Source organism: Rhodococcus sp. A14 (assembly GCF_011603105.1).
GTDB lineage: Bacteria > Actinomycetota > Actinomycetes > Mycobacteriales > Mycobacteriaceae > Rhodococcus_F > Rhodococcus_F opacus.
The window spans coordinates 15,684-39,568 of record NZ_JAAOQS010000088.1; the positions used below are offsets into that span (position 1 = coordinate 15,684).

Genomic DNA, 23,885 nt, shown 5'->3' on the forward strand with positions numbered 1-23,885 from the left:
CCGCACGCCGCGGGCTCGTCCGCCCCACCACGAACGCTCCCGACGAACCATCGAGGACACCCAATGACAGCACCCACCACGCCGCCAGCACGCAGCGGCCACGGCCGAGGCGAACTCGCTTCCGGCGGCGCAACTCCCATGGCCCGCAAGGCCGTTTTCAGCGCGACGCTCAGCACCGCACTCGAGTGGTTCGACTTCGCGGTGTACGGAACGCTGGCAGCCACCGTCTTCCCGGTCGTCTTCTTCCCCGACCTGACACCGACCGTCGCGCTGCTGGCGTCCTTCGGCACCTTCGGCGCAGGTTTCCTTGCCCGCCCGCTCGGAGGTGTGGTTTTCGGCAACCTGGGCGATCGTATCGGGCGCCGTCGAGTACTCACCTACACACTCATCGTGATGGGCACTGCGTCCGCACTGATCGGCGTGCTCCCCGGATACGCAACCATCGGTCTCATAGCACCGTTCCTGCTGGTCCTGATGCGATTCGCTCAAGGTTTCGCGGCGGGTGGTGAGATGACCGGCGCCCAGCTGATGGCGCTCGAACACGCGCCACACGACCGGCGCGGCTTCTACAGCTCTTTCATCGCCATCGGCTCTCCCATCAGCCAGGTCATGGCCACACTGACACTGACGGGTCTGGCGGCCACCCTGGACGACCACGCATTCACCACATGGGGATGGCGAATTCCCCTCGTCGCGAGCTTCCTCCTCGTCATCGTCGCCGTATACATTCGGCGCCGCGTCGAAGAAACGCCCGACTTCACCATCGACCGCGAGCAGTCCGGAAAGACGGAGCGCCCCCGCGCGCTCGCCGTCTTCCGCACTCACCCGCGGATCGTCATCACCCTGATCCTCTCGTGGGCCGCAGCCGGAGCGCTGTTCTACATCACGACCGTCTTCTCACTGTCGTACATGACTCGTACCCTCGGATTCGCCAAGGACCTCACGTTCGGCCTCATGGTTGCCGCGAACCTCACCTCCATTTGCGCGGCACTCGTCGGTGGTCGCTTCGCCGACCGCATCGGACGACGAAACACGCTGGCCCTCGGACTGCTCGCCCTGGCGGCCTTCTCCCTCCCGCTCTTCGCCATCATCGACACTCGCAACATCGCGCTAATCGCGGTCTGCATCGCGGGATGTCTGAGCTCGGTCCAATTCATGGCCGCCGCACAGCCGACGTTGTTCGCCGAATCGTTTCCGATCAGCATGCGATACACCGGATCCGCTGCTGGATACACAGGCGCGAATCTCCTGTTCTCGGCGCCAGCCCCGTTCATCGCCTCCTGGCTGCTCACCACTTTCGACGGCAATACCTGGGCGATCACGGGTTACACACTTGTCCTCATCGCCATTTCCTTCGGTGCCCTAGCCTTCCTCCCGAATCGAACCAGCGACGACCTCGAAGGTGCTCACCGGTGATCGTCGTGTTCGGCCTCGGTCCCATCGGCTCGGGAGCAGCGATCGCGCTCAGCAGGAGGTTCCCCGTCCTCGGCATCGATCGGGACACCGAGCGAGCTGCAACGTTCACCGCTGCGACCGGCCTCCCAGCACAGGTAACGGCCGGCGACATCGACTGGCACGCTGTCACTGCCGTCATCGTCGCTGTACGACTCGCGGAGCATCTACCGAGCGTCTTCTCCGAGATTCCCGACTCACACCTGCCGGTGTTCGTCCTCACCACACTCTCTGTGACCGACGCCCGGAAGCTGCCGACCCTCGGCGACCGCGTCATCGAAGCGCCGGTCTCCGGTGGCGCTGCCGCCGCCACCACCGGAGAGCTCGCGGTGTTTATACACGCTCCCGATACCCTGACCGGCCCAGAGCGGGCTCTCATCGACGGCATGACCAAATACGCAATCTCCTTTTCCCGATACGGTCAACCTGCAGCAGCAAAACTGACGAACAATACGCTGGCCGCGTACAACGCCCTCGCCTTCACCGCGATGATGGACGTAGCAGATAGGTACGGAATCGCAGCCGACCAGTTCGCGGACGTCGTCAACTCGTCCTCCGGATCGAGTTGGATGTCAACACATTTCCACAATTTTCCGCAGGACCTGCTCTTCAAGGACGTGTCACTGCTGCAAAGCGATGGCGACGATCTTCCAGCAGTGTCGGTTACCCACCCCGCCGATCCGACCCACCAGATCCTCTCTGCACGAGCGCGGCTCGTAAGCAATCCGCCCTCATCCCCGGTCCCCGCTAGTGACGAACATTCGACCCACCCTCCTGATGACAGCCCCACCACACTTTTCGCGGTCGAATACGAATACTCACCGGACACCTCAGCGCGCGACAAGCTTCGCCCACACCATCGACGGTTCCTGCGCCAACTACATCAAGAGGGAACGCTCGTGTTCAGCGGACCGTATACGCACACGCCGCGAGCACTGCTCATGCTTCGAACGGACACTGCAGAGCAGGCGGGCCGCGACCTCGACAACGATCCCTTCATGGTGCATGGCCTGATCACCAATAGGAACATCAGCCCCTTCCGACTCGGGATCGGCGATCTCTAGATCCCTAGCTCTTCTGCAATGCCGCCTCGTAGCACACTCACCGTACGGAGACTTTTATGAACACTGACCATGTCGCCATCGTGACCGGCGCCGGATCCGGAATCTCACGAGCCGCTGCCATCCGACTCGCCCAGGACGGCGCCCCCGTCGCCCTCCTCGACATCGCCGCAGATGCTGTTGCCAAAACCCGCGCCCACATCGAAGAAATGGGTGGAACGGCGATCGACATCGCCGTCGATATCACCGATCACGCCGCAGTCACTCAGGCGGTCACCGAAGTGCAACATGCCCTTGGGACTCCACGAGTCCTGCTGAATGGCGCCGGCATTATCGTTCGGAAAGACCTGCTACACACCACCCCAGACGACTGGGACCGAGTCCTGCGAGTCAACCTCACCGGAAGCTACAATCTGCTCAGCGTCGTCGTCCCACTCATGGCTGCTGCTGGTGGCGGCTCGATCATCCAGATTGCCTCCACCGCAGCACACCTCGGCGGGCACGGTTACCCCAGTTACACCGCATCCAAAGGGGCGATCCTGGCACTTACTCGCCAGCTCGCTGGCGAACTCGCCAAAGACCATATCCGTATCAATTCGATCAGCCCCGGAGCCGTACGGACCGGCATCAATCGTGATTCGTTCGCAGACGAGCGCGTTCATACCGCGATGACGAGTGCGATTCCTTTGGGCCGAATCGGAGAGCCCGACGATCTCGCGGGTGTCGTCGCATTCCTAGCTGGGCCCGATAGTCGGTACGTCACGGGGATCGACATCCCGGTCGACGGTGGCCTGATCAGCAAGATCAACCTCGGTTCCGACAAAGCCTACAACACGTTCGACCAAACCGGCGGTCGATAGAACGCCGAGCAGGATCAACCTCGCAACCTGCGGTGCCGATTTCTCGTCGGCCGTCAGCCGCACCCTGGGCTGACGGCCGACGAAGGTGCCGAATGGGTGAAGCTCGTCAGACGAAACGGCAAAGCCCGATTCGAGAGCCACTACTACGATCCCGCTCTATTGCACAGCCATCCGAGACCGAGATCGGCCGCACAAACACACACGACGTGGCCGATGGGTCACCACCCATCCACGGCGCCCCGGGCCTGACCCCGTGATCCGGTGGCCTGTTCGGTGAAACAATCAGGAGCGTAAGTCAACTCGGTAAAAGGTTTCTGCCGACAACTACCCCTTCATTGCAGACCCCCACGCCATCGTCCTCGTGTCAGGGATTGATGTGATGTGACCACAAGGCCAACTCGATCTCCGCGGGAGTGCGCCATCAGCAATGGACCGCGCTCTTCGCATCCATGTGTATCCGTTTCCGTAGACCGCGCTCATCCGATCCAATTCTGTTGCGCCCATGCAGCATCACGTTCTCCAAGGAGAAGTCCGATGTACAACGCCCTGTCCGTCGACCCCGGGAGCGCGCCCCCGCCTACGCACGCCGGCCGTCCCGCTGATCTCGATACGCTCGAAATCATCGCGCGGCGGGTGTTGTGGCTTTCCACCTCGATGATCCATCACGCCAACCGCATCCGGCCCAATCCCACCGGCCTCAAGGTCGGCGGCCACCAAGCCTCCTGCGCCTCGATTGTCTCGATCATGACCTCGCTGTGGTTCGAACAGCTCCAACCGGGCGACCGGGTGTCGGTCAAGCCGCACGCCTCCCCGGTCTTGCATGGCATCAATTATCTGTTCGGTGAACTCGACGAGAAGTACCTGACCACCCTGCGGGAATTCGGTGGTCTGCAGTCCTACCCCAGCCGGTCCAAGGACCCCGACACCGTCGACTACTCCACCGGCTCGGTCGGCATCGGCGCCACCGCCCCGATCTGGGGTGCCATGGCCCGCCGCTACGTCGAAACCACCACCGGCGGCGCCGGCACCGGCCGCCAGTACTCGCTGGTCGGGGACGCCGAACTCGACGAGGGCGCGGTATGGGAGGCCATCCTCGATCCGGGTATCGCCGACCTCGGCGAGGTCGTCTGGATCGTCGATTTGAACCGGCAGTCCCTGGACCGGGTGATCCCGAACATCGCCGCGAACCGGTTGGAGAAGATGTTCGACGCCGCCGGATGGCAGGTGATCACCGTCAAATTCGGCAAACTCCTCGAAGAACTGTTCACCCGCCCCGGCGGGCAGGCGCTGCGCACCCGCATCCTCGACATGCCCAACCCGGAGTACCAGCGGCTGCTGCGGTGCACCGCCGACCAGGTCCGCACCCGCCTGCCCGGCGACGGCCCCGGCAGCACCGACATCAGTGCTCTGGTCGCCGGCCTCGACGACGCCACCCTGACCGCCGCGATCCGCAACCTCGGCGGCCACGACCTGTCCGCCCTGACCGCCGCGTACCGGCAGATCGACGACACCCGGCCCACCGTGATCATCGCCTACACCATCAAGGGCTACGGGCTGCCCACCCAGGGACACCCGCAGAACCACTCCTCGCTGCTGTCCGTCGAGGAATACGCCTCGCTCGCCACCGATCTGGGCATGGACCCGGCGAACCCCTGGGGCCGGTTCGACCCGGACTCCCCGGCCGGGCGGCGATGCGCCGGCAACGCGGAGCGGCTGCGCCGCGACCCCATCCCGGCGCTGCCCGCGCTGACGATCCCGACCGACATCGGCCGCACCCCCAAGGGCACCGCCACCACCCAGGCCGCCCTCGGCCGGGTCCTGCTGGACCTGACCCGCGAAGCCCCCGAGGCGGCCAAGCGGGTGGTCACCGTCAGCCCCGACGTGAGTTCGACGACCAACCTCGGCGGTTGGGTCAACAAGGTCGGCGTGTGGTCCGCGGCCGAGCGCCGCAACTGGTTCGACGACGACCGCGAGACCATCATGCACTGGAATGAGCGGCCCACCGGGCAGCACATGGAACTGGGCATCGCCGAAACCAACCTGGTCGGACTGATGGGTGAGCTCGGCGCCACCTGGAGCCGGTGGGGGCAGCCGCTGTTCCCGATCGGGGTGATGTACGACCCGTTCGTCGAACGCGCCCTCGAGCCCTGGTCCTACGGCATCTACGCGGGCGGACAATCGATCCTGGTCGGCACCCCCTCCGGTGTCACCCTCGCCGCCGAAGGCGGTGCGCACCAGTCGATCAAGACCCCGTCGATCGGTCTGGAACAGCCGGGTTGCATCAGCTACGAACCGGCGTTCGCGATCGACACCGAGTGGACCCTGCTGGCCAGCATCGGCCGGCTCGGTCGCCCGGACGGCACCTCCGCCTACCTGCGGCTGTCCACCCGCCCCGTCGACCAAACATTGGCGGCGGTGCCCACCGACCCGGCGGCCCGCGAACGCCGCCGCCGGCAGGTGGTCGCCGGCGGCTACCCCCTCGTCCGCCGAGATGATGCGCAGGTCACCATCGTCGCGATCGGGGCGATGATGACCGAAGGCCTCGAGGCCGCCGATCGTCTCGCCGAGCAGGGCATCCCCGCCGACGTCGTCTGCATCACCAGCCCCGGGTTGCTGTTCGAGGCCATGCAGGCGCGGCAGGGCCGCGGACCCGGTGAGAGCTGGATCCTCGACCAACTGTTCCCCGCCGATCGCGCCACCCCGATCGTCACCGTCCTCGACGGGCACCCGCACACGCTGGCGTTCCTCGCCGGGATCAACCAGGTGCGCAGCACCTGCCTTGGGGTCAGCAAGTTCGGGCAGGTCGGCTCCCTCGACGAGGTGTACCGCTACCACGGCATCGACACCGACAGCATCGTGCGGGCGGCGCTCGACATCATCCCCTGATTTCACCGAGACCCGCACGCACGGTGCCGGTCATTCGGAATGCCCAGACCCTCGGGATCGAAGCCCTGGCCCGGGCGATCGCGGACAAGGCCGAGAAGGTCCGCGCCGGGAAGATCACCGCGGACGAACTGTCTGGCGGCACCTTCACCCTTACCAACACCGGCAGCCGGGGCGCTCTGTTCGACACCCCGATCATCAACCAACCCCAGACCGGCATCCTCGGTGTCGGGGCGGTGGTCGAACGACTGGTGCCGACCCGCCACGACGGCGAGCTCCGCATCGACGTGCGGTCGATGGCCTACCTGTCCATCTCCTACGATCACCGCATCGTCGACGGCGCCGACGCCGCCCGCTTCCTCACCGCCGTCAAAAAACGGCTCGAAAAAGGGTTCACCGATGATGATCTCGCATAACTAGCGAACTCTATCCGTGGACGGTTCAAAGGACCGCTAGGAGCTTCCTGCATTGCCTCATCCCTCGCAGGCAACCCGTGGCTCCAAGGTGTTCTGCGCGCAAGCTGCCAAATGGTACGACCGGCAAATCGTGTTCTCCGAGCGGATAACGGGCAAGCATGCCACGGTGTACTCCCTCGAAGAACTCAGAGCCTCGGTTGACTTCGGAAGTCCCAGCTGGACCGTCCCCTGGTTACCTGCCGACCGCCCCGGACGCAGGTCGTCCAGCACGCAGCACTCCACGGGTACATCCACGATCGAGGAGAACCGGCGGAGATCATCGGCGCCGGAACCGCATGTGCGATGGCTTGTTCGACGGTCCAGATGCACGACGATATCGACCCCACTGCTTCACCCCATTACCAGACTGGGACTCGACCGGATACGAAACTGCCAGTACATCGAGCACCGGCGATTGGATCGTCCAGGTAACCAATGCAATTAATTGCCCTCGTGCGCCGAGTACCGACCTCAAGGCAGCGTCGTGGATTCAATCCCCTGCTCGATTCTTTTCACCGTGGCCGCGAGACGTTGCACCCACTCGACGAGTCGGTCCCGGCGGTAGCGAGCGGTCGGCATCGCGATCGAGACCGCCGTCTTCACCTCACTGCTGGGCCCACGGACTGCCTGACCGATGGCAGTGACACCGATCTCCGTGCCTTGATCATTGATCGCAAAGCCCTGCCGCCGGACGCGACGCAGGTCTTTCAGTAAGGCATCGAGGTCAAGGACGGTCGAGTCACGCACCGAGTACAGAGCATGGACTTCCTCCTCCGAGCGTGTCGCGAGCACAGCTCGTCCACCAGATGCGAGGTGCGCGGGAAGCATCCGTCCTTCCCTGTTCCCGACCCGCAGTACCTGGGTGCCTTCCACAGTCGCGACAAACCTTGCCATCTCCTCGACGACTACGACGAGGTTGACCGTCTCAGTAGTCCATGCCGATAGCGCCTGTAGATGCGGGAGCGCTAACCGACGCAGCTCCGCGACTGGTTCTGCCGCGGCCGGCAGCCGCAGAATCGGCCCTGCTAGATAGTGGCGGTCGACATTCTGTTCGGCGAAACCGCGGTAGACGAGCATTGCCAGTAGGCGATGTGCAGTGGACCGTGCGACGCCCAGCCGCTCGGCCGCGTCGGTCACCCTCAGGGCGCCTTCCTGTTGCAGGATCGCAGCTAGCTGCAGGGCGTGGTCAACCGAGTCGATTCCGTACGCGGGCTTGTTCTGCATCTCAATCTCGACGCTCGGTCAACGGGAAGCGAGGTCGCGGCGCACAGCGAGCAAGTCACTCGGGGCATCGAAAGTCGTCGCACCAACCACATGGCCACCAGAAAGGTGTACGAACAGCTGGCCGCGCCCAACCTTGGTCGGTCGACGTTCTGTCCGCAGGCCTGGGCCGGTGCGCCCGACGTGCTGAATACTCACACCGAACTGGTCGCTCCATACGTATCCGTCTGTGGCGAAGTGTTTCGGCGGCCCGTCGGCAATGAGGTTGTGCGCGACGACCGCTGCTTGATCACGAGCACTCGTCCAGTGTTCAGCGCGGTCGTAGAAACCGGTTGTTGGGTCGTGCCAGCGTGCGACGTCACCGGCGACGAAGACCCCGTCTGTCGCCTCTGCGGCGAGGTTTGGACCGCACAATATGCCGTTGTCGATGCGCAGGCCTGAACCTTCCAGCCAAGCTGTGTCCGGCACAGTGCCGATCCCGATTACTACGATCTCGGCGGGCAAGACAGTTCCGTCGTCGAGTTCGATGGCCTCGATATCAGAGCCGCCTCTATATCCTGTGACAGTTCGACCGCAGATTACCTTCACACCGTGGTCACGATGCAGTCCGGCAACGGCCTCTGAGACCTCGGTTGGCATGAGCCGGGCCAATAGCCGAGGTGCGGCCTCGACGATCGTCACCGGCAGACCAAGGCTGCGGGCACTCGCTGCAACCTCGCCGCCAATGAACCCACCGCCGATGACTACGACCCGGCCTCCACGGATGAACGCAGCGCGCAACGCGGCAGCGTCAGTTCGAGTCCGTAGATAGTGGACACCGCGGAGCCCATCGAACTGCGACAGTCGACGTGGTCGGGAGCCGGTCGTGATCACAAGCTGCGCAAACGGCACCGGCTCCTCGCCGTGGATAAGGATCTGTCGGGCGACTAGATCGAGACCGTCGACCGCCGTGCCGGCCCGGAAGTCGATGTTCTCCTCCGCCAACTCGGTGGCCGTGCCGAGAGCGGAGGGCAGCTCATCTTGCACGAGCACGGTTTTGGAAAGCGCAGGCTTGTCGTAAGGGTTCCCAGGTTCACGCTCGAGCAGTATCACTGGACCGTCGTGTCCACGCCTGCGTAGCGTCTGCGCGACCCGGACACCGGCGACGGACGCGCCGACGACGACAGTGGTGCTGCGGGTCATGTTCGGCTCAGTCGGATCGCTCGGACCGGGCAGTCGGCTTCCGCCTCGAGTAGAGCCTCGGTGTCGTTGTCGTCCGGATGCCCGTCACGCACGGTCGCGATGTTGGTCTCTGGGTCGAGGTCGAATACTTCGGGAGCGGACACGACGCAATTGCCGTAGCCGTTGCAGGCTTGAGTGTCGATGTCGATGTGGTAGTTCACCGCAGTACTCCTATTCGTCGAAGGTCAGAGGAAGTTGTGTCGGGCCGAAGTGGTTGCCGCCCTGCAGGCTGCTCCATCTCACGTCATCGGTGAGTCTCAGAGGAGGGTGCTCGCAGAGTGTTTCGAGGAGAATTGTCAGTTCCGAGCGGGCCAGCGCAGCACCCATGCATTGGTGGATACCCCAGCCGAAAGCAAGGTGCCCACGACTTTCGCGGTCTGGGTCGAATTGGTCGGGATTCGGAAACCTCTCTGGGTCGCGGTTGGCGGCGGCGTAGGACAACAGGACCGCTTCTCCCTCGGGGATCTGCATTCCTTTGATATCCACCGGGCAGGTTGTGCGTCTGGCGAAATTCTGTGCAGGGGTGCGATAGCGCAACATCTCCTCGACATAGCGTGGAGCCAGCGCGGGGTCGGCGCGGAGCCGGTCCTGTAATCCCGGGCGGGATACGAGTAACCAGACAAGTGTGCTTGACGCATTCATCGTCGTCTCATGCCCGGCGACGGCGAAGGTGGAAAGGATACGAATCCGCTCGTCATCTGTGATCTCACGGTCATTGGCGGTCGCGTCAAGGAGCCACGTTACGAAGTCGTCTTTGGGCTCACGACGGTGATGTTCCAGTTCCGCCTGCATCAGGAGGTAGATTTGCCCGCGCGCTTCGGAATAGTCCACGTGGGTGATGCGGCTCCACATTGCCTCTGTCAGCTCACGGAATCGCGAAACCGTTCCGACCGAGAATCCGACCAGTTCAGTAAGCACCTGCAACGGAAGCGGGAGAGCGACAGCGCGTACGAAGTCGCCTCCGCCGGTTTTGCGGAACTCTCCCACGAGGTCAGTGATGAGATCGTGTACGAACGGTCTCATCTGGCGTACACGATCGGGTGACACGGCGTGCGTCATGATTTGTCGATAGTCGGTATGTGTCGGCGGGTCGAAGTCAATCGGAATGGACTTCTGGCTTCCGTCGGTCGGAATCCGGTGCCCTGACGCTGATGAAAAGGATTCGGGGTCGCGGAGAGCGGCTCGGACTTCAGCGAAGCGGCCAAGGAGGTAGAAGCCTCCTCGAGCCGGTGAGTGCGCTGCCGGACCGGCGGACCGGAGCTCGTCGTATTTGTTCCAGACGATGGGCTCGGTGAGGTCGCTGTCGTAGGGGTCGAACTCGATGGCCGCGACCGGGCTGCGGTCTCTCGGGCATCTGCTCGTGGCGCTGTCCACCGCGCTCGTCTCGTGTGCGGGCACCGATATCTCCTTCTCAGCGGTCGAGGCGAGCTTGTCTCGCCTACCTCAGCGTATAAGTAAACGATCCGTGTCGTCTACTTATTTGTTTCTGCCGCGGCCCCTGCACCAGGCAGACTGAAGCCATGACAGAACCGCTCACCGAACCGGACACCCCCACCCGACGCCCTCGCGAGCGCGTTCGGCGGCAGGTCATCGGTGCTGCACGCGAACTGATCGAGGCAGGGGGCTACGCAGCACTAACGGTCGACGCGCTCGTCGCAGCCTCGGGCATCAGCAAGAAGACCGTGTACCGGTGGTGGGACAACCGCGCAGACGTAGCCCTCGACACGATCTTCGAGGCTTTCGGCGAGCCGGACGCCGTCCGCGGCGGACCAGTCCTCGATCGGGTGCGGCACTATCTCGAAGCCGAAGCGCGGTACCTCGGCGGTCCTGCCGGCCCAGTACTTGCAGGCGTACTTGCAGACGCTCAGCACAGACCAGCGCTCGCCGCGACAGTCGAAAGACGGTACTTCGCGGCCCGCAGAGACGGCCTCGGCGCCCTGCTGCACGCGGCCGTCCGCGAAGGCGGATTGAGCGCCGGTATCGACGCGGATCTCACAGCGGCAGTCCTTCTCGCACCACTGCACCAGGCCCTCCTGACTCGCTATCCATCACTCGATGAGGACACAGCCAGGAGGGTCGTGCAACTCGTCATGCACGGGATCAGTGATCGAGGGTCAGCTTGAGGGCAGGATAAGGAAGGCAAAGGTCGCCACCGGAACAGCGACGACCATCGCCATGGCCCAAACAAGCAGAGCCCGGAACAGTTTGCGCTGCATTTGCGCCGGCGCACCGGCCACCACGAGCGCACCTGCGGACGAAAGCGGGCTCGCGTCGACGAGTGTCGCCGAGAGACCCACCGCTGACACAACGGCCAACGGGGCAAGACCGCCGACCGGTACAAGGGTTGCAGCGATCGGGACGAGGATCCCAAGGGTCGCCGTGCTGGATGCAAAGGCGGAGATCAGGGCGGCAACAGCGCACACCACAAGCACACCAATGGCAGGAGATCCGATGGTTCCAACTGCCTCGCCAAGCCGGTCCACTGTTCCTGCGCGCTTGAGAACTTCGATGAGGGTGAGGACACCGCAAATCAGCAGTAGCACATCCCAATTGATTTGTTTAGTCGGGTTTGGTCCGGGCGCAATCAAATGCAACAACACCGCCCCGCAAATCGCGAGGACACCGATGTCGGCGCCGAACGCCAGTGCGCCGACAGCGACGGTGAGGACGACAGTGAGCGTCGCCACGTGGGTCACCAAACCTCCCGCAGGCGCAGGCGCAGGCGCAGGCGCAGGCCCTGGCGCCGGTTGGTCGGCGACCTTGGTCGACCCGAACTCAGAGTCCGGGATCACCGATTTGGCGGTAGCATCCGACCCGCCGGTGTCGATTCGACCTGCTGTGGCGTTATCCACCGTGCGACTGGGGGGACCGAAACCTTCGGTCGAATAGCGACTCTTCGAGTAGCTCTCATCCGTTCTGAGCGGAGATCGCCTTAGCTGGAGCCCGCCGAACAGGACGAATGCGACTGCCGCGACACCGATCCCGAACGAGATCGTGACTAGGTATAGGCCGATGGGCATTGAGGGGAGCCCGCTTCGCACGGCCTGCTCGTTGGCAACGATACCGAGGATCGAAATCGGCGAGAACGCCCCAGCGCAGATCCCCGCCACGATCATGATCGCTGGCAGTATCGGGCTGATTCCGAAGCGAGCCGCGAGACCGAGGCCGATTGGCGCGACGATTCCCGCTACAGCCTGCCCCGGGCCTCCAAGGGAGACCACGGCGGCGCCGACGACGAACAGGGTCCAGGGCACCACCACCGCCCGACCCCGTACAGCGCGGGCCAGGCCTCTGACCATCCAGTCCGTCGTGCCGTTCGAACCCGCCACCGAAAAGAGGTAGGTTACGCCGAAGATCAGCAGAAAAAAGCTGGTCGGGAATCCCAACAGCACGTCGGGGAGGCTCTCACCGACAACAATCAAGCCAAGCGCGAAGGCCGCAACAAACGCAAGCGCGCCCATGTTGACTTTCGTGACCGTGCCTAGCACGAAGGTGACGACCAATGCCGCCACCCCTAGGGCGTCGATCCACATAACGAACCTCCAGTATTGTTTCGAATACGCTGGTTGCGGGTCTCCGCCTAACCAGCGTGGACGGTCAAGGGGCGCACTTGAAGTCGGCGTAGCCACTAACTCCGGCCGAGGCGGCATTGGTCCCGCCCGAGTCAGCGGCAATCGCCTGTCCCCAGAACCTGCCTCTTGAAGATCTACCGCCTACGGATGGACGCATACCCCTACGAGAGAAGACCGATGTAGTCCTGATCCAGCGGTGACGATGGGCGTGCGCTCGTCGTCGGCAGCCTTACGCCGCGCCGTAGAGGACGAGCACCGAGTCGCCTGGGCGCGCAGTGTCCGGTTGCCTGAAACCTCCCAGATCAGCGTCGTCCGACCATGGTGCGGCAATGCGCGACACGGCGCTCGCAAGCCTGCAGTGGTCATTCATCCAGGTCCCTCTCCGACGGCAGATCGCGGTCCTTGTTATGTCTCGCGCTCCGGCCTGTGGCGGTCCGTCGTGAGCTCGGTAGGGCAAGAGTAAATGTGATGCACGTCTCTGTCGAGACTTCCTGTTCTGCCTACCAGAATCTTCAACTTTGTTCCAAAGGAACTGGTTTGCACGAGCCGGGAACGCCGGCGCCAGCTCAATCCCAGTTGGGGACGGTGACGCAGTATCGTGCCGATCTCTCATCTGGCAGCATCTTCCGGGGGCAGTCGCAATAGCGTCGAAGCCCGGCGAGGACAGGCTCTTCGGCATCGACGGCTTCGCGATCCATCGCAGCCATGTCTGTGCGATGCCATCCGTGCGACGGATGGAGCCCAGCCGTCGCGCCCGTGTACCAAATGAGGCGCCGGTCCCTGCAGTTCGAGGCTTGATGAGCGTGCTTGCCTGGTAGCGGATCGTGCGGAAAAGCCAACCACTGCCTCCGGCGGATGAGCACCGTTCACGCCGCGGGGTGGGCGTCGCCTTCGAGGTTTAGACGATAAGAGGACTGGGTCAGAGCCACACTCACAGGGAACGTGGGTTGCCGAGAGGAGTGCGTCCGGCCGTTCCGCGCTGGTGGGGTGTCGGGCCGCGCGGGCATCGATTCGTTAGCTTCCGCCTGGGGAGCCTCTGGACACGAACAGGATTCATCCGAGACAGAAGCCGGATGAGCGATCGACGAACTTTGTCGAACACGACTGGGCCGATGACCATCCCGACGTGCAACTGATAGATGATGCGGGCGAACGGCTCTCGCCGTGCCCGAACCCGGAAGGTCATCCGGTATCGGCGCAATACACAAAACTGGTAGGGGGCCACCGCGAAAAGCCGGTCGTGGTCGCGTTACCGCTCAGGCGCCACGCCACAGGCGCGAACTTCGACGACGGTGATGCCAAGCTCCGGACGGCCCGGGGCGCATGTACCGACCCTCGCACGCCGACCCGGAAGTTGATCCGGGTGTGCGCCACCTAGCAGACCACGCTGCGCGAGGTTTGCCCGGACGCGCTGGAAGTGTCCGACGACCTGCACGCCGCGACAACGCTAGCCGGAAAGAGTCCCCCGGAGATGCGGGTCGAGCGTGCTGCGCCAGCGCCGCGGACGCCCGTGTCTTTCACCACCGTGCCGTGCCGCCCTCGGCCTCATCGTCAGGTCGAGCCGGTCGATTGCCGAAGTCGACGCCGAGGCGGTTACTTCACACCCGGCCACTGCTGCCACAACTTGGTCTACTCAGCGCCGCGTGCTCGGCGAGGGCGGGCACGACCCGACTGCTACACCACCACCAGAGTCGAAGAAGCTACGCCGGTCCCTCGCCGATCACCTCCGGCGAGAAATGCGCGGCCCGCCGCGTCGCAACCGGCACACTTCTGAAGCCCTCGATAGGCATTCAGCGCCCTGTCGTGCTGTTCGTGTCCGCGAGTTCTACGCCCCGCACACTGCGGGCGATCTCGACCACCAAGCGTCCGCGTCCTCGCGAAACCGCCTCGGCGGCACCTTCCACGGGGATCTCCGCCGCCACGCCGCTACAACACACACATTGCGTGGGACGACCTCCGCACCAAGTTGACTGTTTCGAGACTTATGACTAAGTCGGTGCGGAAGGGTCTACACCCCCGCGCAGAGCCCGCGCCGCAGGCCATCACTCTAGGCGAGTGAGTCGGGAAACCAGTTGCCATGGAATCCGGCTGGGACGCGGACACCGAGGTGAATCTCCGCCATTGGCGCAGCCGCCAGGTTGCCGGCGTCGAGAATCACGAGGTCGCTGGTGTCGGTGTCGGCGCGATACACGAATAGCAGAAGGTATCCCGCACCGGTGGGTGTGGGCACGAAGACGGACTCGCCGGGCTCGTCTGCCCCGAACTCGCGTGTCTGGTAAGCCGCTGAGTTTACGTCGTACCTGGTGAGGTGGTGCGCCCCGACCGCAAAGACGTGAGAGTGAGGCAGTCCCGTCAACGTATCGTCGATTCGCGGGAACTCGATGCTCCGGTCGTCTAGCGCGCGTTCGGTGATCCTGTCTCGGCTAAGGTCGATCGTCCACTCGTGCAATGTTCCATGGTCATCGAATGCTGAGCTGGAATCGACCCACATCGACTCGTAGCGCACCGCATGCAGGGTGATCACGTCGTTGGTGTCGAACGCGTTTGCGACGTGGAATACGTAGCAGGGCTCGATGTCGAACCACCGCACTGCGGTGGTCGGGTCATCGCGACGAAGTACACCGATGCGCGCTTTGTAGTCGGGGTTCCAGCGATACGGCATGGTTCCCAGTCGTGCCAGCTCGACATTGAACACGACTGGCAGATCAAGGAATAGGACGTACTTCTCGGTAATTGCGAAGTCGTGCATCATCGTCAGACCGGGGACGTCTATCGGCTGATCCACGACGAGGGTGCCGTCGACATCCGCACGGTGGTAACGCACGTGCGGGGCGGTCAGGCTGCCGTAGCCGAAGAAGTGCAGTTCTCCGGTGATAGGGCAGGTCTTGGGATGGGCGGTCATCGAATTGGTCAGGGCACCGCCGAAGTCGTATACACCCAAGGTGTCGAGTTCGCGGGTCACCTCCCAGGGCAACGCCGACTCGATGAGCGCAAGAGTGCGCCCGGCGTGACTTACGATGTGCGTATTGGCCTCGGAAACATGCAGATTGCGGCTGCCGGTTTGCTGATCATAAAGTGGAGTGGGGTCACCGTCGAACTTCGCTGTGTGCACCCAACGGTTGCGGTACCACTCTGCGTTGCCGTCACGCAGACGGACCCCGTGAAGCATGCCCTCGCCGAGGAACCAGTGCGAGGAAGCATTTCGCGGGTTGGGACCGTTGCGAAGGTACCAACCATTGAGCTCAGCGGGAATTCGGCCGGTGACACGGAGTTTGTCGACGGTAACTTCGCGGTTGACGGGAGCGCGATTCCCCCGCAGGTGGAGGGCTGGCAGATTGAGGTCACTGTCATGCAGGGACGGCATCGAGTCGTTCCTTTCCGGCGAGGTACGCCGTGTATCTCACGGGAACCAGGATCGAGATGGGAATGAGAACGTAGGTGGCGAACCGGCCTTCTGGGCCGAGAATTGCGATCGACACCAGGATCAGTAGGCCCGCTGCGAGGAAGCTCCCCAGCCATGCCTTGGTGATTTTGACATTGAATTTGCGGAAGGCATCAGTGCCGTGCAACTCAGGCGGCACCTCGCGCGACGCGATGGGCTCAGTAAATGGGCGACTGAGCGCGAGTCCAACGGCGACCACCAGAGCGAGCCATAGCTCGGACGCAGCACCGATGTATCGCCCGACCAGATCAGAACCGGTTGCCGCGGAACACACCGCTACGGCAATGAAGAAGACTGCCGAAGCAATGTCGATGGTCATTTCTGCGGGACGACCTCCCCTGGCGATCCGCAGCCCGATGAGGATCAGAGCTGCCGCACCACTAACGAGCGATGCGACCGCGACCGACGTGAATGACGAGACGATCGCGTACACGATCCATGGGCATACAGCGAAAATGACGGACATGGGCACCCCTAATAGGTCAGTAGTGACCTATGCAGAGTGACATGTCAGGAGTGACATGTCAACGCTGGGGTATCGTGTCGATATGAGTCTCAGATTCGCTGCGCTCGGCCTCCTCGCGCAAGAACCCGGCAGTGGCTACGACCTCTTGAGGCGCTTCGACTCTTCAATGGCCAACGTATGGGCCGCCACTCAGAGCCAGTTGTACGGCGAGCTCGGCAAGCTGGAGCACGAGGGGTTGATCGAGGTGGCAGCGGAGGGACCCCGCCGGCGGAAGATGTATGCCATTACCGACACCGGCCGCGATGCATTGCGTGAGTGGCTCGCAACCCCTGATGCCACCCCGCCCCGGAGTGCGCGTCTGCTTCGAGTCTTCCTTCTGTCCGAAGCGGATGAGCCAAGTGCGGTCGAGTTCTTCGCCGATGTCCAACGAAAAGCCGAGGAAGAGCTCAAGCACCTGGCCGCGATACTCCAGGAGGCCCAATGGGATGGCCGCTCGGACGAATTTGGCCGTATCGCACTGGAGTACGGCCTGCGCCATCACCAAATGGAGGCGAACTGGGCCCGCTGGGCGATAGACCGGCTGACCGACGAGCAAAGCGCGTCACGGTGAGGAGCCGCGAACGGAGAATGGACCTGCGAGCGGTGTGAAGGACCCTTCGCGTAGGTGGACCTGCGGACAATGGCCTTTCGCGATCGCGACCGCCCCGGCGCGTGCCGCTTCCGATACGAGGATTCGTTCACCTGGCATCCCCGCATCGCGGCTCAGTCGGCGTGGTTGTCGAACCGTGCCGAGGTCGTCATCCGCGATGAGAATCGACGGTTGAACGCAGCTATCTAGTCGTTGCACCCACCCAGGACCGTCCCCATCAGGACACCCGGGTGTTCGGTGTCCCGAGGGAATTCCGCAGTGACGGTGGCATGGAATTCCTCGCATCCGCGAATGCCGACTTCCGATGTCGGATATCGCGCCATGCCCGCGGACCCCGCTGCTCAGGAGCGCCGCCGCTGATCGTCAGGAGCGATGCGGTGGCGTACATGTCAGTCCTCGCCCTCAGCCCTTCACCGCCGGGCAACGCCTGCCGACCCAGCTTCGGCCGCCGCGAGCAGCAGGCGTGTGGTGTGTGAGATATGTTCGCGCAACATTGCGTTGGCGGCGGGAACATCGCGAGCCAGAGCGGATTCCATCAATTGCCGGTGTTCGGTGGCCAAGTCGCGGTCTTTCTCGGTCCCGAGGGGTTGGGACCAGCGTCGATACAATTCCGCTTCGTCACGTAACCCGGTTGCCATCTGGAGCAGGCGCCTGTTGGTGCAGCCATCGAGGAGGGCGCAGTGGAACGCGGCGTGGGCTTCGGCCCACTCGTCGGTGACCCGGACCGGATGTTCGATGGTAAGGAAGGGAACGCCGACGAGCGTGTGGTGTGCCGCCACGAGTCGCGATTCCCAGGCGAGATCACCCTCCTGAATGGAGCGGGAGAAGACCAGCGCTTCCAGCTCGAGGCGAGCGTCGGTCAGTTCCTCGAGTTGAGTGGCCGACAGTGTGGGCACCGCATAACCAAGGTGGGGTTCGGAGACAACGAGGCCTTCCGCCGCGAGCCGGGTCAGCGCCTCGCGCAGGACACTAACGCTCGCGTCGAAGCTCGCGGAGAGTTCGGGGAATTTGAGGCGGTCGCCGGGTAGCCGCCGACCGCCGAGGATCTCGGCGCGCAGCACGTCGTACACCGCATTTCCCCGTGTCTGCCTGCCGCGCCGTTCCGCCATATGCCGAGTGTATCGAAGGATGGAATGACTCGAGTAAGTCAGCAACACTTTCGAAAGTTCATTGACTCTGCGAATGTGACGGAGTACACATTGGTGGTACACATTTCAACTACTGGCGCGGGTTGAACCGCGCCGCCGAGCCTCGGAGGCCAATGTCGTGCGTGTAGGAGTAATCGAGGGTCGAGCCGTGATCATTGCCGGCGACCGAGCGATCGATGTCGCGGACGCCAGCGGCGATCGCTTCGGCCCCGGCGCCACCGCCGTTCTGGAGCAGTGGGACGAGTTCGCCCGGTGGGCCGAAGGTAACGAGCTGAACGGTCAGGGTGCGCCATTCGACCCGACAGCACTGCAAAACCCGGTCCCGGCGCCGCCGCAGGTGTTTGCCATAGGCCTCAACTACGCCGCACACGCGGCCGAGTCGCAGTACGACGTCCCGGAATTCCCCCCGGTGTTCACAAAGTTCCGCAGTTCACTCGCTGACCCGAGGGGCGAGGTAGAGATTCCGGGTCCGCGGACCGATTGGGAAGTGGAATTGGTCGCGGTGATCGGACGCCACGCTCATCGGGTGCCGGAGGCAAACGGCTGGGACTATGTCGCGGCGCTCACGATCGGTCAGGATATTTCCGAGCGCGACACCCAGTTTTTGGCGTCCCCGCCACAGTTCAGTCTGGGCAAGTCCTACCCCGGATTCTCTCCGATGGGACCTGTGCTGGTGACGCCGGAGGAATTCCCCGACCGGGACGACATCGAGCTCGGCTGCGAGATCAACGGTGAGCTGATGCAGAAGGGTCGCACCTCCGAGATGATCTTCTCGGTACCGCAACTGGTGGCCAAACTATCGGCCATTACTCCGCTGCTGCCCGGTGACATCATCTTCACCGGCACCCCCGCCGGCGTAGGGGTCGGCCGCACACCACCGCGCTTTCTCCGCGACGGGGATGTGCTGCGCTCGTACATCACCGGCATCGGTGAGCTCGAGCAACGCTTCGTCGTTCGCACCGAGTCCGGTCGGTGACCAGATGGCACTGCATCGGCTGGCCTCGATCACTATGGGAGTGCCCAACGTAGCGGACACCAGCAGCTACTACGCGGACTTCGGCCTTACCGGCACCGGCGACGGGCGATTCGCCACCATAGACGGGGGCGACCAGCTGCATATCGTCCACTCTCCCACCCGTAGGTTGGTCGAGTTGGTGGTCGCCGCCGACCACAGCGACGACCTCGATCGGATCGCCCACCGCTTAGACGCGAGCGGATTCCTGTGGCGCCGTGGCGACTCCGAGATCATGGCCGAGGAACCCGTCGCCGGTATACGCGCCCTCGTTCGCATCGCCCCGCGCATTGCTCAGGCTCCAGCGCCGACCACCCCCTACAACGGTCCCGGGCGCATCGACCGACTCGGCCGCGCACCCGGCATCACGCGGGACACACCGATCCGGCCACGCAAACTCGGCCACGCGGTGATCGGATCGATCGACTACCTGGAAACCCGGCGCTTCTTCGTGGACGGCCTCGGATTCAAGATCAGCGACCACATCAAGGGTCACGGCACCTTTATGCGGTGCTCGGAAGACCACCACAATGTGCTCGTTCTGCAAGCACCGGTGAACTACCTGCACCACACCTCCTGGCAGGTCGAGGACATCGACGAGGTCGGCCGCGGTGCATTCGCCATGCTGGAGGGCAACCCCGAGCGGCACGTCTGGGGCCTCGGCCGACACCATGCCGGCTCGAACTTCTTCTGGTACCTCAAAGACCCCGCCGGGAACTTCGCCGAGTACTACTCCGACATGGACTGCATCCCCGAGGATTCGATGTGGACCCCGGAAGACCTCGAAGGCGCGAAAGGCCTGTTCAACTGGGGCCCACCGCCGCCGCCGTCGTTCCTGAACCCGGAAGACCTCGCCGCGATGATGACCGGCGCCCACAGCGGCCGCTGACTCCAGCCCGCCTGGCCTGCTGACAGGCCGCCCGATCCCCTATCCCTTCCACCCGGGCTGTGCCCGAGGAGGACTATCAGTCATGCAGACCATCGAGACCGATGTGCTGGTCGTCGGCGCCGGGCCGGCCGGCCTGACCGCGGCAGCCTTTCTCGCCAAACACGGCGTCGACGCCCTGACGGTAACCCGCTACTCCGGCACGGCCAACTCACCCCGCGCCCACATCACCAACCAACGCACCATCGAGGTCTTCCGCGACCTCGGCATCGAAGACCGTATCCGGGCGGCGGCGGTCCCGAACGAGTTGATGGGCAACAATGTCTGGGCCACCAGCTTCGCCGGCCAAGAGCTCGCCCGCCTGAAAACCTGGGGCACCGGGACCCACCGGCACGCCGACTACACCGCCGCGAGCCCGAGCGCGATGTGCAACATCCCCCAGCACATCCTCGAACCACTCATTCTCGAGGCCGCCAACGAGTACGGAGCGCAGGTCCGCTTCTCCACCGAAGTCGTGGAGATCACCCAAGACGCCGACCACGTTCACGCGGTGGTGCGGGAACGGACCACCGGCACCGAATACCGGATCCGGGCCAAATACGCCATCGGCGCCGACGGCGGCCGCTCCACTGTCGCGCAACAACTCGAATTCCCGCTGCGCGGCGAGATGGGACTCGGCGCGGCGATGAACATCTGGCTCGAGGCCGACCTCACCCAGTACACCGCGTACCGGCCCGGCACCTTGTACTGGATGGCCCAGCCGGGCAACGACTACTGGGTGGGCTCCGGTACCTGGATCTGCGTCAAGCCGTGGACCGAGTGGGTGCTGCTGTGCATGTACAACCCCGAGGACGGCGAACCGGACACCTCTGAGGCGTCGGTGATCGAACGCGCCCGCGCCACCATCGGCGACGACAGCATCGACATCCGGATCAAGGCCGTCAGCAAGTGGCAGATCAACCACGTCATCGCCGACACCTACCAGAAGGGCCGGGTCTTCCTCGCCGGCGACGCCGCCCACCGCCACCCCCCGGCGAACGGACTCGGCACCAACACCTCGGTCCAGGATGCGTTCAACCTCGCCTGGAAACTGGCCTTCGTCCTCCGCGGTCACGCCGGCCCAACCCTGCTCGACAGCTACACCCAGGAACGCCAACCCGTCGGCCAGCAGGTCGTCGATCGCGCGATGCAGAGTGTGCGCGACATGCTACCGATCTCAGAAGCCCTCGGCTTCCGGCCCGGGCAGTCCGCCGAGGAAGGCTGGGACACGGTCCACGAACTATTCTCCGACACCGACGCCGGACGCCGGCGACGCACCGGACTCGATGACGCCGTGCAACTGCAGAACTACCAGTTCAACGCACACGGCATCGAACTCGGACAGCGCTACCATTCCAGCAGCGTCGTCGACGACGGCACTCCGTTCCCGCCGCCGGTTCGCGACCCGGAACTGTACTACCAGCCGTCCACCCACCCCGGCGCCCGGCTTCCCCACGCCTGGCTCGAACACCACACCCGACAGGTGTCGACGCTCGATCTGACCGGCCACGGACGACTCAGCCTCCTCGTCGGTGAGGGCGGCCAACCCTGGCGCGCCGCCGCCAACAAACTCGCCTCCGAACTGGGCATCGAACTCCCGGTCGTCAGCGTCGGGGTCGGCTGCGAGTACAACGATGTCCTCCGAGAGTGGACCGCAGTACGCGAAATCAGCGACGGCGGAGCACTGCTGGTCCGCCCCGACCACCACATCGCCTGGTGCAGCCCCGACCTTCCCGAGATACCCCTCGAAGCGTTGCGCACAGCACTGTCCTCCGTCCTGCACTGACACCGCGACATCGAAGGAAGAACCTGATGACCTCACCCCAGTCGCCCCACACCCCTCCTCGGCAGTCTGCGCTCCCCGCACCCCTGACGACAATCGACGACACCACTGACATCGTGGTCGTCGGAGGAGGCGGCGGAGGACTCCCCGCAGCCCTGTTCAGCCGATGGAACGGCAACGACGTCATCCTGCTCGAAAAGGCAGACGCGTTGGGAGGTACGGCCCGCAAGGCCGCGTTCTGGTACTGGGTGCCCAACAACGAACCGCTCCGCCGGGCAGGCCTGGACGACTCCGAGGAGGACTACCTCCGCTACGTTGCCCGCCTGTCCCGCCCCACCATGTACGACCCGGCAAGCCCGAGCCTGGGCCTCCCGGACGACGAATACGCAGCGCTGCGCGCCATCTACGAAAGCGCCTCCCCCGCCGCCGAACTGCTCGCCGCACGCGGCGCCCTCCCGTACCGGCACGTCCCCGACGCCGTCGACTACTGGTCGCACCTTCCCGAGGACAGGACCCCCCGCGGCCGGGTCCTGATCCACGAGGATGCCAAGGACACCATGGCAGATGGCGGCACGCAGAGCATCCGGTCGATGACCGAGGTTGCGGTCCGGGACGGAGTCGATATCCGCACCCGGCACCGCGTGCAACGTCTCATCCGCGACGACGGGCGGGTCGTCGGGGTAGAGGCCTCCACAGCCGACGGCCACACGGTTCGGCTTCTGGCCCGTAAAGCGGTCATCTTCGCCACCGGCGGGTTCAGTCACGATCCCGAACTGCGCCGCAATTACCTGTCGGTCCCGCTGTTCGCCGGATGCGCCGCCCCCACCAACGAGGGCGACTTCGTTCCCATCAGCACCGGTGCGGGCGCGCAGCTGCGAAACATGAACTACGCCTGGATGTGCCCGGTTTCGCTGGAGAAGTCGGTGAACAAATCCCCGAACCTTATCGGCAGCTTCTGTGTCGCCGGCGACAGCACGTTGTTCGTGAACAAGTACGGCCAGCGGACGATGAACGAGAAGCTGCCGTATAACGAACTGGCCCAAGAATTCTTCACCTGGGATGCCCAAAAGGCCGAATACCCGAACCTCGTGATGATTCAGATCTGGGACGAGCGCAGTCACACCCACTCGGCCGACACCGAATACGGACGTCTGATCCCGCCGCCCGGCGCTGACCACTCGCACGTCATCTCCGCTGACACCCTCGGCGACCTCGCCGCCCGGATCGACGAGAGGCTACGGCGGTATCGCGGAGCTACTGGCGGCGTCGGACTGGACACCGACTTCGTTCCGACGCTCCAATCATCCATCGACCGATTCAACGACTTCGCCCGCGGCGGCGTCGACGAGGACTTCCACCGCGGCGAGAAGCCGGTGCAGCTGATGTTCAACGGCGCCATCGGTCCCGGTACCTCTCCGAATCCCACGATGCACCCGATCGCCGACCAGGGTCCCTACTACGCCGCCCTGCTGACCGGCGGAACACTCGACACCAAGGGTGGCCCCAAGACGAACACCGACGCGCAGGTCCTCGACGATCGGAACGATCCCATCCCCGGGTTGTACGGCGTCGGCAACTGCGTCGCCTCCCCGTCGGCCGGTAGCTACTGGGCCGGCGGCGCCACCCTCGGTCCCATCATCGCCTTCGCCTACCGCGCCGCCAACCGCGCATCAGCCGAGCCCGTTCTCGAGTCCGCAACTGCGTCGACCTCGGCGTGACCCAGCGCCCATCCCAC

18 protein-coding genes and 1 pseudogene are annotated in these 23,885 nt (G+C 64.2%); 11 read left to right on the top strand and 8 right to left on the bottom strand.

Annotated features, from left to right (window positions below):
* Window positions 1-63: 63 nt before the first annotated feature.
* The 5 genes and pseudogenes from G9373_RS33285 to G9373_RS33305 form a co-directional block, all read left to right on the top strand.
* Window positions 64-1,416: an MFS transporter gene (locus tag G9373_RS33285; protein WP_167119024.1), complete on the top strand. Its 1,353-nt coding sequence runs from the start codon at window positions 64-66 to the stop codon at window positions 1,414-1,416.
* Between the two features lie 5 nt (window positions 1,417-1,421).
* A complete protein-coding gene (locus G9373_RS33290; RefSeq protein WP_346842881.1) occupies window positions 1,422-2,516 on the top strand; it encodes an NAD-binding protein in 1,095 nt (364 codons plus the stop codon).
* Window positions 2,517-2,572: 56 nt separating this feature from the next.
* Window positions 2,573-3,373, top strand: a complete 801-nt coding sequence (locus G9373_RS33295; RefSeq protein ID WP_167119030.1) for an SDR family oxidoreductase — start codon at window positions 2,573-2,575, stop codon at window positions 3,371-3,373.
* A gap of 534 nt (window positions 3,374-3,907) precedes the next feature.
* Entirely contained in the window at window positions 3,908-6,259 is a 2,352-nt protein-coding gene (locus tag G9373_RS33300; RefSeq protein ID WP_167119034.1) for a transketolase C-terminal domain-containing protein, read from the top strand.
* 23 nt (window positions 6,260-6,282) lie between these two features.
* A pseudogene (locus G9373_RS33305) lies at window positions 6,283-6,672 on the top strand (2-oxo acid dehydrogenase subunit E2); the annotation flags it as partial.
* 510 nt (window positions 6,673-7,182) lie between these two features.
* On the opposite strand, the gene G9373_RS33310 reads toward G9373_RS33305, so the two are convergent.
* From G9373_RS33310 to G9373_RS48345, 4 genes are read right to left on the bottom strand one after another with little or no spacing between them, the layout of a single operon-like run.
* A complete protein-coding gene (locus G9373_RS33310) occupies window positions 7,183-7,935 on the bottom strand; it encodes an IclR family transcriptional regulator (RefSeq protein ID WP_167119037.1) in 753 nt (250 codons plus the stop codon).
* Window positions 7,936-7,953: 18 nt separating this feature from the next.
* Entirely contained in the window at window positions 7,954-9,114 is a 1,161-nt protein-coding gene (locus tag G9373_RS33315; RefSeq protein ID WP_167119040.1) for an FAD-dependent oxidoreductase, read from the bottom strand.
* Complete coding sequence (locus G9373_RS33320) at window positions 9,111-9,314, bottom strand: ferredoxin (protein WP_061043735.1); 204 nt, start codon at window positions 9,312-9,314, stop codon at window positions 9,111-9,113. Before G9373_RS33320 ends, G9373_RS33315 begins: the two co-directional genes overlap by 4 nt.
* Before the next feature lie 10 nt (window positions 9,315-9,324).
* Window positions 9,325-10,551, bottom strand: a complete 1,227-nt coding sequence (locus G9373_RS48345) for a cytochrome P450 (RefSeq protein WP_167119043.1) — start codon at window positions 10,549-10,551, stop codon at window positions 9,325-9,327.
* 122 nt (window positions 10,552-10,673) lie between these two features.
* Here G9373_RS48345 and G9373_RS33330 point away from each other — a divergent pair, with 122 nt between their 5' ends.
* A complete protein-coding gene (locus G9373_RS33330) occupies window positions 10,674-11,276 on the top strand; it encodes a TetR/AcrR family transcriptional regulator (RefSeq protein WP_167119046.1) in 603 nt (200 codons plus the stop codon).
* On the opposite strand, the gene G9373_RS33335 is transcribed toward G9373_RS33330, so the two are convergent.
* The 3 genes from G9373_RS33335 to G9373_RS33345 form a co-directional block, all read right to left on the bottom strand.
* Window positions 11,268-12,686 carry an SLC13 family permease gene (locus G9373_RS33335; protein WP_167119049.1) on the bottom strand — a complete coding sequence of 473 codons (1,419 nt, stop codon included), beginning with the start codon at window positions 12,684-12,686 and terminating at the stop codon, window positions 11,268-11,270. The genes G9373_RS33330 and G9373_RS33335 overlap by 9 nt on opposite strands.
* A 2,086-nt stretch (window positions 12,687-14,772) precedes the next feature.
* Window positions 14,773-16,089, bottom strand: coding sequence for a carotenoid oxygenase family protein (locus G9373_RS33340; protein ID WP_167119052.1), 1,317 nt, complete (start codon window positions 16,087-16,089; stop codon window positions 14,773-14,775).
* Window positions 16,073-16,633, bottom strand: a complete 561-nt coding sequence (locus G9373_RS33345) for a hypothetical protein (RefSeq protein ID WP_167119056.1) — start codon at window positions 16,631-16,633, stop codon at window positions 16,073-16,075. The genes G9373_RS33340 and G9373_RS33345 overlap by 17 nt, the downstream gene beginning before the upstream one ends.
* Window positions 16,634-16,715: 82 nt before the next feature.
* Between G9373_RS33345 and G9373_RS33350 the strand changes: the two genes are divergently transcribed.
* The gene (locus tag G9373_RS33350; RefSeq protein ID WP_167119059.1) at window positions 16,716-17,243 is read left to right on the top strand and encodes a PadR family transcriptional regulator; all 528 of its coding nucleotides are present in this window, start codon (window positions 16,716-16,718) and stop codon (window positions 17,241-17,243) included.
* Window positions 17,244-17,692: 449 nt separating this feature from the next.
* Here G9373_RS33350 and G9373_RS33355 read toward each other — a convergent pair whose 3' ends face one another.
* Complete coding sequence (locus G9373_RS33355; RefSeq protein ID WP_061043741.1) at window positions 17,693-18,391, bottom strand: FCD domain-containing protein; 699 nt, start codon at window positions 18,389-18,391, stop codon at window positions 17,693-17,695.
* A 157-nt stretch (window positions 18,392-18,548) separates the two neighbouring features.
* On the opposite strand from G9373_RS33355, the gene G9373_RS33360 reads away from it, so the two are divergent.
* From G9373_RS33360 to G9373_RS33375, 4 genes are all read left to right on the top strand, one after another.
* Window positions 18,549-19,406: a fumarylacetoacetate hydrolase family protein gene (locus tag G9373_RS33360; protein ID WP_061043742.1), complete on the top strand. Its 858-nt coding sequence runs from the start codon at window positions 18,549-18,551 to the stop codon at window positions 19,404-19,406.
* Window positions 19,407-19,410: 4 nt separating this feature from the next.
* Entirely contained in the window at window positions 19,411-20,331 is a 921-nt protein-coding gene (locus G9373_RS33365) for a VOC family protein (protein ID WP_061043743.1), read from the top strand.
* 82 nt (window positions 20,332-20,413) lie between these two features.
* Window positions 20,414-22,153, top strand: a complete 1,740-nt coding sequence (locus G9373_RS33370) for an FAD-dependent monooxygenase (protein WP_167119062.1) — start codon at window positions 20,414-20,416, stop codon at window positions 22,151-22,153.
* A gap of 26 nt (window positions 22,154-22,179) precedes the next feature.
* The gene (locus G9373_RS33375; protein ID WP_167119065.1) at window positions 22,180-23,868 is read left to right on the top strand and encodes an FAD-dependent oxidoreductase; all 1,689 of its coding nucleotides are present in this window, start codon (window positions 22,180-22,182) and stop codon (window positions 23,866-23,868) included.
* Window positions 23,869-23,885: the final 17 nt, after the last annotated feature.

Coding starts and splice junctions, on each gene's coding strand:
- G9373_RS33315 (WP_167119040.1), bottom strand. CDS start 9,114: ATGACCCGCAGCACCACTGTCGTCGTCGGCGCGTCCGTCGCCGGTGTC.
- G9373_RS33310 (WP_167119037.1), bottom strand. CDS start 7,935: ATGCAGAACAAGCCCGCGTACGGAATCGACTCGGTTGACCACGCCCTG.
- G9373_RS33345 (WP_167119056.1), bottom strand. CDS start 16,633: ATGTCCGTCATTTTCGCTGTATGCCCATGGATCGTGTACGCGATCGTC.
- G9373_RS33355 (WP_061043741.1), bottom strand. CDS start 18,391: ATGGCGGAACGGCGCGGCAGGCAGACACGGGGAAATGCGGTGTACGAC.
- G9373_RS33365 (WP_061043743.1), top strand. CDS start 19,411: ATGGCACTGCATCGGCTGGCCTCGATCACTATGGGAGTGCCCAACGTA.
- G9373_RS33285 (WP_167119024.1), top strand. CDS start 64: ATGACAGCACCCACCACGCCGCCAGCACGCAGCGGCCACGGCCGAGGC.
- G9373_RS33375 (WP_167119065.1), top strand. CDS start 22,180: ATGACCTCACCCCAGTCGCCCCACACCCCTCCTCGGCAGTCTGCGCTC.
- G9373_RS33300 (WP_167119034.1), top strand. CDS start 3,908: ATGTACAACGCCCTGTCCGTCGACCCCGGGAGCGCGCCCCCGCCTACG.
- G9373_RS33350 (WP_167119059.1), top strand. CDS start 16,716: ATGAGTCTCAGATTCGCTGCGCTCGGCCTCCTCGCGCAAGAACCCGGC.
- G9373_RS33370 (WP_167119062.1), top strand. CDS start 20,414: ATGCAGACCATCGAGACCGATGTGCTGGTCGTCGGCGCCGGGCCGGCC.
- G9373_RS33340 (WP_167119052.1), bottom strand. CDS start 16,089: ATGCCGTCCCTGCATGACAGTGACCTCAATCTGCCAGCCCTCCACCTG.
- G9373_RS33330 (WP_167119046.1), top strand. CDS start 10,674: ATGACAGAACCGCTCACCGAACCGGACACCCCCACCCGACGCCCTCGC.
- G9373_RS33335 (WP_167119049.1), bottom strand. CDS start 12,686: ATGTGGATCGACGCCCTAGGGGTGGCGGCATTGGTCGTCACCTTCGTG.
- G9373_RS33295 (WP_167119030.1), top strand. CDS start 2,573: ATGAACACTGACCATGTCGCCATCGTGACCGGCGCCGGATCCGGAATC.